Origin of the sequence: Lysinibacillus sp. NPDC096212 (assembly GCF_044763105.1) — a bacterium.
In the GTDB taxonomy this organism is placed as follows: Bacteria; Bacillota; Bacilli; order Bacillales_A; family Planococcaceae; genus Lysinibacillus.
In genome coordinates, this window is record NZ_JBIWFQ010000012.1 from 76,038 (window position 1) to 87,563 (window position 11,526).

Sequence of the window (11,526 nt, forward strand, 5' to 3'; positions counted from 1 at the left end):
TTATATAGATTGAAATTGATAAAAATGCAGTTTATTTATCAGTGTGCAAGGACTTTAGTCGCTAACTTTTTCTTGCGGTTTTTTCTTTTTTTCTGTAAATTGTGCAACGTTTTTCTCGATTTCGCTTATTGAATTCTGTAATGCTTCTATTTCTTGTTGTAAGTTATTTTTTGACGGCTCGATTTCTTCAGTAAATGTAGTAATAGTTTGTTTTAAATCATTTATTATTAGTGGTATATTATTTTTCATTTCATTTGTGAGTGAATTAACGGATTGTTTAACTGTGCCTGCTTGCTGTTTTACATCTAAAAGCTTGTCCTTTGTACTTGCAGCATTTGCTCGCAAATTAGCACGTAATTGTTGTCCTGATTGAGGAGTTGAAAAAAATACAGCGATTGTACCGCCGACAATCCCAGCTGCCAGTCCAAATAAAAATGGTTTTGCTTTCATTTTGAATACCTCATTTCTTTAATGATCATGTGTTACCTACTATTAAACCATGAAATGTACAAATACAAAAAGAAAAAAGAAACTAAACGAGTGATTTTGAATCACTGTTTAGTTTCCTTTGTAGATGAACATGTATTTTTATTAAATTGAAATAGCTGTTTGGAATTTAGAACGCTTCACTAATTTTGCAACTATAGGATAAATAATTGCAAAAGCAATAACATTAAATACTACAGCAGGTAATACAACGCCTACAAATAGAACAGCGAATGTTGCACCAACATTTGCATTGAAAACAAAAAGTGCGACTGCTAAAAAGACCGTTCCAGATAAAATTGTTCCTAAACCAACTAAGCCAGCAGATACTGCGAAATTGCTTGCCAATTTTTTTAGCACCATTAAGACAGCTAAAAAGACAAAGCCTGTTACTGCTTTATCGATAATATTTGGAACAAGGCCAGCTGGAAATGTTGTAAACAATCCTGAAAGTACTCCTGTTGCTAAAGAAAGTAAGAACGTTTCTTTAAAAGTAGGGAACAATAAAATGCCAATAAACATCATTGTTAGCATGAAATCAGGTTTCATGCCATTTACCATACCTGGTGTGACCACGTAAAGGGTAGCACCAACACCAACTAAAAGTGCCATTAATACTAAATTCTTTGTATTCATTTCTAATCTCTCCTCGACTATGCTAATCTTTTTTGTCTCCTAACGTGTCCTCATGACCGTTAGCGAAACTTATTTGTGATTGTACGCTATAAATTTAAAAATTGCAACACACAATTCTGACAATTAGAGTGTCTCAATGTTAGCTTTAATGCTTTCAGCAACTTCAGTTAATTGCTCTGGTGTATATTTTTGTGTTTGCCAAATTAAGCCCAAGCCTTCTTTTTGATCGTAACGTGGAATAAAATGTAAGTGATAGTGGAAAACAGTTTGTCCAGCTGCAGCACCATTATTATTAATTGTATTCAGTCCGATTGGATTAAAAGCAGCTTTAATAGCATTTGCAATTTTCGGTGCTACTGCATATAAATTACGAGCTACATCCTCAGGCATTTCGAATAGATCCTTACAGTGATGTTTTGGAATTAATAGTGTATGACCTTTTGCAACGGGCGAAATGTCAGTAAATGCATAGACATGCTCGTCTTCATAAATTTTTGTGCTTGGAATAGATCCATCAATGATTTTGCAAAATAGGCAATCGCTCATTTGAAAATTCCTCCTTATTTTATATGTAAGTACATTCTATCACACTCATAACTGTATCATTTGCTAATTTTTGATAAAATATAAACTAGAAGAGGAGTGAGGGCATGACGGTATTAGAAGTACAACATGTGACAGGTGGTTATACAAGAAAGCCTGTTATTAAAGATTTATCATTTGCGATTGAAAAAGGAGAGCTTGTTGGCTTAATAGGCTTGAACGGCGCTGGGAAAAGTACAACGATTAAGCATATCATCGGAACAATGCTTCCGAAAGAAGGCGACATTCGTTTGAATGGTGTGACGTTAAAGGAAAATACGGACAAGTATCGTACAGCATTTTCCTATATTCCTGAAACACCTGTATTATACGATGAGCTAACATTACGTGAACATTTAGAATTGACCGCAATGGCTTACGGTTTAGATGAAGCAACACTCGCAGCTCGTTCAGAAATATTATTAAAAGAATTTCGAATGGAAAAGCGACTTAATTGGTTCCCTTCGCATTTCTCAAAGGGAATGCGTCAAAAGGTTATGATTATGTGTGCCTTTTTAGTCAATCCAAGTCTTTACATTATTGATGAGCCTTTTGTGGGTCTTGATCCACTTGGGATTCAATCATTGCTTGATCAGATGGATGAAAAGAAAAAAGAGGGCGCTTCTATATTAATGTCCACGCATATTTTATCGACCGCTGAAAAGCATTGTGACCGCATCATTTTATTGCATGAAGGACGTGTGCGAGCACAAGGAACAATGGAGGATTTACGCAACGCATTTGCGATGCCACATGCGACATTGGATGATTTATATATTGCAATGACAAAGGAGCGCGACCATGAAGAACTTGCGTGATGTATGGTCCTCTCGCTTCATGCACTATATAGGTGAAGTGCAAAAATATATGCGGTTTATTTTTACAGGGCATTTAGCGATTGTACTAGTATTTCTTATCGGAGCAGGGGGTTATCAATATAGTGAATGGCTGAAAGTTGTACAGTCTGATTTTCCAGCAGAGGTATTAATCGCAGTATTTGTAGGGATTTTACTAGCATTTAGTCGTCCAACTTCACTTTTGAGAGAGCCAGACCAAGTGTATTTATTACCTTTAGAATCAAAAATGTCGCAGTATTTCAAAAAGGCGTTAGCGTGGACGTTTTGGTCACAGGTGTGGGTTGTGGCAATTGTTTATATCGTTAGTATCCCTTTACTAAAGGCTGTTACTGAATTAACTACATTTGAAATTTGGTCAGTGTTCCTACTTATTATTATATTGAAGTATTTGAGCGTTCAGGGCGAATTTAGCTTTCGTTATAGTGAACGGGGTCAAATGATATGGGTGGACAGGCTAATTCGAGCTGTTATCTTTAGTGTTGCTGTGTACATGGGGCTTCATATGCAGCTTATTTTAGCAATTGTTGCTGCTGCAATTGGGTGTGTGTATATTGTAATATTTAGAAAAAAATGCACGGGTGAACCTGTCCCATACGAGCATTTCGTAAAGCTTGAACAAAACCGCATGATGAGCTTCTATCGTTTTGCTAATTATTTCACAGACGTTCCACATCTACGTGGTAGCATCCGTCGTCGAGGTTGGCTTGACTGGCTTTACAAATTTGTTCCATACAACAAGGATAATACTCAAAAATACTTGGTGTACCGTACATTCATCCGAACAGATGATCATTTTTATTTATGGTTCCGTTTAACAGTGATTTCAGCTGTTATTGCAGCCTTTGTAGATATACCAGTCGTTTCATGGATTGTTGCAGGTGCATTAAGCTTTGCTACAACTATACAATTAAAGTCGGCATTATTATCAAGTGGTGAGTTCCGCATGGACATGCTTTATCCTTTACCTGATGAAGCACGTAAGGTAGCAGTCAATCAAATTGTACGTCTTGCGATGATCACTCAAGCTATTATAGTTGGTCTATGTGGTATCACACAGCCAATGTTTTATGTAACTTTTATTATCATACTGATTGTAAGTGAATTGACTGCTAAGGTCTCAAAATCTTGATAATGAAATCAAAAGCTCATTTCTCCGATAAAAGAATTGGAGAAATGAGCTTTATTTTCTATTCTACTAATTGGTAGTCTAGTGCTGCTGTTAATAATACCTTTGCAGCAATGAGCATACCTTTTTCATCTATATCGAATTTTGGATGATGATGTGGTGCATATTCAGATGGTCTGGCTCCAGTAAAGAAGAAAGTACCTGGTTTTTCTTCTAAGTAGTAAGCGAAATCTTCAGCCCCCATACTTGCTTTAACTTCCATAACATCGCAAATATCCTGTGCGATGTCACGCACAAATAGTGTTTCTTTCTCATGATTTACAACTGCGGGGTAGCCACGACGATAATTCAGTTCAATTGTACAATCATGCGCAATTTCTGTACCTTGGATAACCCGTTTAAACTCACGCTCCATCGTTTCACGAACATTCTTATCAAATGTTCGAATTGTACCATTTAAATAGGCTGTATCGGCAATAATATTGTCAGCATTAGATGCTACGAATGAACCAACTGATAAAACAGCCGATTCGATTGGGTCAACTCGACGTGCGACAAGTTGTTGTAAATTCATAACAAGCTGAGAGCCAATAACGATTGCATCCTTTGTTTGATCCGGATGAGCGCCGTGACCGCCTTGACCTTGAATTTTCATTTCAAAACTATCAACAGCAGCCATCGTTGGACCGACGCGGTAGCCAATCATGCCTGTTGGATGGTTAGAAGATAGATGTGTACCAAAAATAGCATCAACGCCATCCAAAGCTCCAGCCTGTACCATCCCAATCGCTCCTCCTGGATCAGCCTCTTCAGCATGCTGATGAATCAGTACATATTCTCCTGCTAATTCATCGCGCATTTCCCACAATAGCTTACCGACAATTAACAAAGTAGCTGTATGACCATCATGCCCGCAAGCATGCATAACGCCAGATACAGTTGATTTGTATGGTACGTCTTTTTCATCTTGTATAGGCAGTGCATCAAAGTCTGCTCGTAAGGCAATCGTTTTGCCAGGCTTGCTTCCCTTAATCCGTGCAATTAAACCGTATCCACTGACATTAGCTTCAACCGGTACGCCTAGATTTTTATAAAATTGAATAATATAATTAGCGGTTTCTTGCTCCAGAAAGCTCAGCTCCGGATGCATATGTAGATGACGACGAATCGCCACCATTTCATCAAAATGGGCATCAATCTTTTCAAGTAAACGTTGGTTCACAGTAAAACCCCCTTAAACAGATTATCCTAGATTTTTATTAGTAACATAATAGTTTCACAAACTGGATAAACAGCGGTTCAGCACTTCTCATAAAAGAATATTCTTGGCAAGAGTAATGCATTCCCCGCGTTCTGGAGAATGCCCCCGGAAGGTCGGTGGATACCCGCGAATCCGGGGAGAATACTCGCGGAAGGGCAGCGAACACTCGCGGAAGAACATCGAGTACCCTGCACCTGGTGGATACTCGCGCACCCGAGCAGAATACTCGCGGAAGGGAAGCGAATACTCGCGAATCTGGGAGAATACTCGCGGAAGAGAAGCGAATATCCTCGCACCCGGGAGATACCCGTGGAAAGCAGTGAATCCCTGCACGCCCTAACTAATCTTCATTTTCTTCCTTTGGAGCAGCGCTATAGGTTGTGACATATGAAGCTGCTGAGAAAATATTTTGTTGATTCACACCTGTTGGTTCTTTTCGTTCAGCGTGTGCGGATGCAAAGGCCTTTGAGCTTTTCCATGCTTCAAACGAATGAGGGCCGTTCCATTGTGTCATGACAATGTATGTTTCACTATTTAATGGACGAAGTAGTCGAAATGCTACAAAGCCTGGCTCATCTTCTATAGCGCCTGCTCGATTTAAAAAGCGATGTTCAAAAACTGGTCGACCCTCATCTGTAACGGGAATATTGTTGAATACAAAGAAGCCGCGTTCTTCTAAATCATTTACTGAATCTAGCACTTCAAACTTACGAGGTGTGGCAAAGACTGATTTTCTTTCAGTTTCGTGTATAAGCACGGAGTTCCCTTCTCCATGTATTAAAATCATTGCCTCGTTTGGATATTTATTCTTAATCTGTTCTAAAAAATCACCTGTACCAGAAGTTAAATAAATATACATAAAATTGACCTCCTTATGAATTTTCGTAATATAGCGTGATTATCTCCATTTAAGTGGAAGTCTAAAGCTTTGTCAAAAAAGAAATGTCTTAGAAAGAACAATTTTATGACATTTCACTATGAAAACTATACAATAACAGAGGAAGCGTTTACTATTGAAAACGGATATCAATAATAACGGAATAAACAAGAGAATTTTACGATATGAATTTTATTGAGGGGAAGGAACTATTCATGACAACTTTTAATGATACTCTTCTACGTGCTGCACGAGGAGAAAGAACTGAGCATACACCAGTATGGTATATGCGACAAGCAGGACGCTCTCAGCCAGAATATCGTGCGATTAAAGAAAAGTATTCTTTAGAGGAAATTACACTTCAACCTGAGCTTTGTGCATATGTAACGCGATTACCAGTAGAAAATTACAATGTTGATGCGGCAATTTTATACAAAGATATAGTAACTCCACTCCCTGGTATTGGGGTAGATGTGAAAATCAAAGCAGGCGTAGGTCCTGTAATTTCAAATCCTATTCGCTCAGTCGCTGATATAGAAAAATTAGGCGAATTTAATGCGAAAGAACATACACCATACGTTTTAGAGACGATAAAAATGTTAACAGAGGAACAACTAAATGTACCTTTAATCTGCTTTGCAGGTGCGCCATTCACCCTTGCAAGCTATATGATTGAAGGTGGTCCTTCAAGAAATTATAATAAAACAAAGTCATTTATGGTATCAGAGCCTCAAGCTTGGTTTGCATTAATGGACAAATTAGCTGACATGATTATTTCTGATGTTTCTGCCCAAGTCGAAGCGGGAGCAAAAGCTATCCAAATATTTGACTCTTGGGTAGGTGCTTTAAATGTTGAAGACTATCGTGTTTTCATTAAACCGATTATGACACGTATTTTTGCTGAGCTGAAAAAAGAAAATGTGCCACTTATTCAGTTTGGCGTCGGTGCAAGTCATTTAGCAAAAGAATGGAATGATTTACCGATTGATGTAGTTGGCTTAGATTGGCGTTTACCAATTAAAGAAGCGCGTGCAAACGGTATAACTAAACCAGTACAAGGCAATTTAGATCCATCACTATTACTTGCTGACTGGTCAATTATTGAAAAACGCACGAAAGATATTATCGATCAAGGCTTAGAAATGCCAGGACATATTTTTAACTTAGGTCATGGTGTCTTCCCAGAGGTTGACCCAGAAGTGTTAAAACGTTTAACAGCTCTTATTCATGAGTATAGTGCTCAACAAATCCAAGCACGCTCTTAATATAGATATGAACAAGAATATTTTCTTTTCTATGAATGACATCTCGATTTCATCGTAGAAAGGGTGCTGTCCAACCTAATGAATTGGACAGCTTCTTTTTGTCACATACTATAATTAAAGATATATTTAACTATTATTTAGAGGTGAAAAGGTAATGAAAGAAGTTAAAGGCTTATTAGTTATGGCATACGGAACACCCTATAAAGAAGAAGACATCGAACCTTACTATACGCATATTCGCCACGGTCGCAAACCAACAGAAGAGCATTTAGAAGATTTACGCAGTCGTTATGAAGCAATCGGTGGTTTATCGCCACTTGCTGCTGCTACTAAAGCGCAGGCTGAAGCTTTATGTGCACGTTTAAATGAAGTACAAGATAATGTGGAATATAAATTATTTATCGGATTAAAGCATATCCACCCATTCATTGAAGATGCTGTAGAAGGAATGGTAGCGGAAGGTATTAAAGAAGCGGTTTCTATCGTATTAGCTCCTCACTTCTCAACGTTCTCTATTAAATCATATAATGGTCGTGCAACAGAAGCGGCTGGAGATCGATTAACAATTACTTCTGTAGAATCTTGGTATGATGAGCCGAAGTTCATTGAGTATTGGAAAATGAAAGTGAATGAAACATTTAATGCAATGTCTGAAGGAGAACGTGAAAAAGCATGTTTAATCGTGTCTGCACATTCACTTCCAGAGAAAATTAAAGAGCTAGGCGATCCATATGAAGATCAATTAATTGAGACGGCTCGATTAATTAAAGAAGCGACAGGTGTAAACAATGTAGAAGTTGGCTGGCAGTCAGCAGGTCAAACACCTGAGCCATGGATCGGTCCAGATGTTCAGGACTTAACGCGTGAACTTTACGAGCAAAAGGGCTTCCGTTCATTCGTTTATACACCAGTTGGCTTTGTAACAGAACATTTAGAAGTGTTATATGACAACGATTATGAATGTAAAGTTGTTTGTGATGAACTTGGCGCGAAATATTATCGTCCAGCAATGCCAAATACACACCCGTTATTTATTGATGCAATGGTTGATGCCATTCATAAAAAATTAAGCTAAGCGAAAAGAAAGTGATGATGTTGGTGACTCAAAAAAGACGAAAGGTAGTTGTTGTAGGCGGTGGCATTACTGGCCTCACAGCTGCGTTCTATTTGCAAAAAGAAGCAAGCGCAAAAGAATTGCCGTTAGATATCGTACTTGTCGAGTCGTCATTACGTCTTGGCGGAAAAATACAAACACTGAGAAAAGATGGCTTTATTATCGAGCGCGGTCCAGAATCTTTTTTTGATCGTGAGAACTATGTATATGCTTTGGCAAAGGATTTAGGCATTGAACAGGAAATGATTACAAGCAATACAGGACCGACTTATGTTGCCGTTGGTAGTCAATTGTATCCAATCCCGAGCAGTCTTTTGTCTGGAGCAACACCACATGTCTCGTCATTTATTACATCAGGTTTGTTTTCACTTAGCGGGAAAGTTCGTGCGGCGGGGGATTTTTTCATCCCTCGGTCTGCACAGAACGATGACCAACCATTAGGGCAATTTTTTAGAAGAAGATTCGGTGCTGAAATTGTAGAAAATCTAGTAGAGCCATTACTTGCAGGAACATTTGCTGGTGATATTGAGCAGTTAAGCATGCGCTCAACATTCCCACAGCTCTATGGATTAGAGCAAAAATATCGTAGTCTACTGATTGGTATGAAAAAGTCTGGTGCGAATTTTTTAAGTAACAAACTCAATACGAAAGATAAGGGGATTTTTCAAACATTTAATAATGGTCTTGAGTCACTTATCGAAAAACTTGAAGAATCACTACTTCCAGGGACAGTTATGAAGGGTGTTAAAGTTGAGGAAATTGAACATGGTAAGGATGGTACAGTCCAAGTTGTGTTAAACAATTTTACACAATTAAAAGCAGATGCTGTTATTATTGCTACACCATTTAATGTGGCAAGAAAAATGTTCAGTAAACACCAGCTATTAAATGAATTGAGTACGATGAAGGCAGCAACTATTGCTACTGTGACAATGGCATTTAAAAAAGATCAGTTAGGTGATCTAGATGCGTTATCATTTTTTGTCTCCCGAAATAGTGATTTTTCAATAACTTCTTGTACTTGGATTAACCGCAAATGGCCAGGCACAACACCAGATGATTATGTGCTGTTACGCAGTTATATTGGCCGAGTCGGTGACGAGGCAATTGTAGCGTTATCTGATACAGAAATTGAAAAGACTGTATTGCAGGATTTAATGAAAACAATTGGTGTAAATGGAGAACCGTTAATGACTGTAGTTTCCCGCTGGAAAAATGCTATGCCACAGTATACGGTAGGACATGAAACGAAGGTAGAGCGAGTAAAACAAGAATTACGTGAACATTTTCCGACTGTTAAGCTCTCGGGGAGTTCCTTCGAAGGAATATCAATACCTGAGTGCGTTGAGCAAGGTAAAAATATTGCTGACGAAACATTAAAGGAAATGTTTGGCGATTTTTAAGGATAAATGGTTATCAGTAAGTAGTACAAACTTGAAGATCAATGTTTGTACTACTTTTTTATTTTGAAATTTGATAGGACAAAGTACAAATTGCACAAGTTAGATAACTCAAATTAAAAACTGGGAAAGTAAGTTTCTACTTTCCCAGTAAAGATCTTAATGCTATGAAATTCGGTGACATGACCATACAATACCGCCGGAGTTAGCTCCTCCAAGAGTAAGTCCTAACGTTAAACCGTTAGCATTGTAGAATAAATCAATAACATCACCTGCATTTAAATCGGCTTCCCCAGCTAATGTTACTGTCCCATTACCAAGGACAGCACGTAAGGTTAACAGGGTTACAGCTATATTTAATACAGGGAATAAACCACTTATTAAATCTGTGGTAGTGTTTTGGCGAATAGCAAATGATGGATTGATACCGGCACCTAAGCTTATGGTAATCGCTGCAGTAGTTGAGTAGTTGATTGTAGCTTCAAAAGCATATCTTCCAGTCGTTGGAACAGTGAAAATTCCGGTCGTTGGATTGAATGCTGGCGTTGTGAAATATGGAGCTGCAACACTCCAGTTAGTAATTGTGGTAGAAGCACTTACTGTTAAAGCATTAGCAAATGCTGAGAAACCTTCTGTAAATGCTGGTCCGGTAGAGCCGGTAACACCAGTGAAACCAGTAACACCAGTGAAACCAGTAACACCAGTAACACCTGTTGCTCCAGTAGCCCCAGTAGCCCCAGTAGCTCCAGTAGTACCTGTTGCTCCAGTAGTACCTGTTGCTCCAGTAGCCCCAGTTGCTCCAGTAGTACCTGTTGCTCCAGTAGAGCCAGTAGCACCAGTAGAGCCTGTTGCTCCAGTAGAGCCTGTTGTTCCCGTAGCGCCCGTTGCTCCGGTAGAGCCTGTTGCTCCAGTAGCCCCGGTAGAACCTGTAACGCCAGTAGAGCCAGTAGAACCAGTCACACCAGTAGCTCCAGTAGCTCCAGTGTCACCAGTAACGCCAGTAGATCCAGTAACGCCAGTAGAACCGGTAACTCCGGAAGAACCAGTAGCCCCAGTAGAGCCAGTAACGCCAGTAGAGCCAGTAGCTCCCGTAGCCCCGGAAGAACCAGTAGCTCCAGTAGAACCGGTAACTCCGGAAGAACCAGTAGCCCCAGTAGAGCCGGTAGCTCCAGTGTCACCAGTAACGCCAGTAGAGCCAGTAGTTCCCGTAGCCCCGGAAGAACCAGTAGCTCCAGTAGAACCGGTAACTCCGGTAGAACCAGTAGCCCCAGTAGAGCCGGTAGCTCCAGTGTCACCAGTAACGCCAGTAGAGCCAGTAGTTCCCGTAGCCCCGGAAGAACCAGTAGAACCGGTAACTCCGGAAGAACCAGTAGCTCCAGTAGAACCAGTAGCTCCAGTAACGCCAGTAGAGCCAGTAACTCCAGTAGCCCCGGTAGAACCAGTAGAACCGGTAACTCCGAAAGAACCAGTAGCCCCAGTAGCCCCAGTAGCCCCAGTAGAGCCGGTAGTTCCAGTGTCACCAGTAACGCCAGTAGAACCAGTAGCCCCAGTAGAGCCGGTAGCTCCAGTAGCCCCAGTAGCCCCAGTAGAGCCGGTAGCTCCAGTGTCACCAGTAACGCCAGTAGAGCCAGTAGCTCCCGTAGCCCCGGTAGCCCCGGTAGCCCCGGTAGAACCGGTAACTCCGGAAGAACCAGTAGCTCCAGTGTCACCAGTAACACCAGTAACACCAGGAGCCCCGGTAGAACCAGTAGAACCAGTCACACCAGTAGAGCCGGTAGCCCCAGTCGCACCAGCAGAGCCAGTAGCCCCAGTAGAACCGGTAGCGCCAGTAGCCCCAGTAGCCCCAGTAGCCCCAGTAGCCCCAGTAGCCCCAGTAGCCCCAGTAGCCCCAGTAGCCCCAGTAGCCCCAGTAGCCCCAGTAG

General features: G+C 40.3%; 11 protein-coding genes. 5 read left to right on the forward strand and 6 right to left on the reverse strand.

All coding sequences use genetic code 11. The features are described from left to right. Window positions 1-54: 54 nt before the first annotated feature. The 3 genes from ACIQ7T_RS13525 to ACIQ7T_RS13535 all read right to left on the reverse strand — a co-directional run bounded on the left by ACIQ7T_RS13525 (window position 55) and on the right by ACIQ7T_RS13535 (window position 1,668). Entirely contained in the window at window positions 55-450 is a 396-nt protein-coding gene (locus ACIQ7T_RS13525) for a YtxH domain-containing protein (RefSeq protein ID WP_370080905.1), read from the reverse strand. A gap of 141 nt (window positions 451-591) precedes the next feature. Beyond that, a complete protein-coding gene (locus tag ACIQ7T_RS13530) occupies window positions 592-1,122 on the reverse strand; it encodes a tryptophan transporter (RefSeq protein ID WP_370080903.1) in 531 nt (176 codons plus the stop codon). A 123-nt stretch (window positions 1,123-1,245) separates the two neighbouring features. Beyond that, a complete protein-coding gene (locus ACIQ7T_RS13535) occupies window positions 1,246-1,668 on the reverse strand; it encodes an HIT family protein (RefSeq protein ID WP_402870954.1) in 423 nt (140 codons plus the stop codon). Window positions 1,669-1,772: 104 nt separating this feature from the next. Here ACIQ7T_RS13535 and ACIQ7T_RS13540 point away from each other — a divergent pair, with 104 nt between their 5' ends. Then, the gene (locus tag ACIQ7T_RS13540) at window positions 1,773-2,522 is read left to right on the forward strand and encodes an ABC transporter ATP-binding protein (RefSeq protein ID WP_370080899.1); all 750 of its coding nucleotides are present in this window, start codon (window positions 1,773-1,775) and stop codon (window positions 2,520-2,522) included. Next, complete coding sequence (locus ACIQ7T_RS13545) at window positions 2,506-3,690, forward strand: ABC transporter permease (RefSeq protein WP_370080898.1); 1,185 nt, start codon at window positions 2,506-2,508, stop codon at window positions 3,688-3,690. The genes ACIQ7T_RS13540 and ACIQ7T_RS13545 overlap by 17 nt, the downstream gene beginning before the upstream one ends. 58 nt (window positions 3,691-3,748) lie before the next feature. On the opposite strand, the gene ACIQ7T_RS13550 is transcribed toward ACIQ7T_RS13545, so the two are convergent. Together ACIQ7T_RS13550 and ACIQ7T_RS13555 are read right to left on the reverse strand one after the other, a co-directional pair. Next, window positions 3,749-4,909 carry an amidohydrolase gene (locus tag ACIQ7T_RS13550; protein WP_402870957.1) on the reverse strand — a complete coding sequence of 387 codons (1,161 nt, stop codon included), beginning with the start codon at window positions 4,907-4,909 and terminating at the stop codon, window positions 3,749-3,751. 379 nt (window positions 4,910-5,288) lie between these two features. Beyond that, on the reverse strand, window positions 5,289-5,807 hold the full coding sequence (locus tag ACIQ7T_RS13555) for an antibiotic biosynthesis monooxygenase family protein (RefSeq protein ID WP_402870959.1): 519 nt from the start codon (window positions 5,805-5,807) through the stop codon (window positions 5,289-5,291). A 233-nt stretch (window positions 5,808-6,040) separates the two neighbouring features. Here ACIQ7T_RS13555 and hemE point away from each other — a divergent pair, with 233 nt between their 5' ends. The 3 genes from hemE (at window position 6,041) to hemY (ending at window position 9,607) form a co-directional block, all read left to right on the forward strand. Further along, window positions 6,041-7,090, forward strand: coding sequence for a uroporphyrinogen decarboxylase (gene hemE, locus ACIQ7T_RS13560; protein WP_402870961.1), 1,050 nt, complete (start codon window positions 6,041-6,043; stop codon window positions 7,088-7,090). Window positions 7,091-7,244: 154 nt separating this feature from the next. Next, entirely contained in the window at window positions 7,245-8,165 is a 921-nt protein-coding gene (gene hemH / locus ACIQ7T_RS13565) for a ferrochelatase (protein WP_370080890.1), read from the forward strand. Between the two features lie 14 nt (window positions 8,166-8,179). Next, window positions 8,180-9,607: a protoporphyrinogen oxidase gene (gene hemY, locus ACIQ7T_RS13570; RefSeq protein ID WP_402871024.1), complete on the forward strand. Its 1,428-nt coding sequence runs from the start codon at window positions 8,180-8,182 to the stop codon at window positions 9,605-9,607. Window positions 9,608-9,769: 162 nt separating this feature from the next. Here hemY and ACIQ7T_RS27980 read toward each other — a convergent pair. Next, a partial coding sequence (locus ACIQ7T_RS27980; RefSeq protein ID WP_483869830.1) for a beta strand repeat-containing protein occupies window positions 9,770-11,526 on the reverse strand: 1,757 nt, incomplete at its 5' end.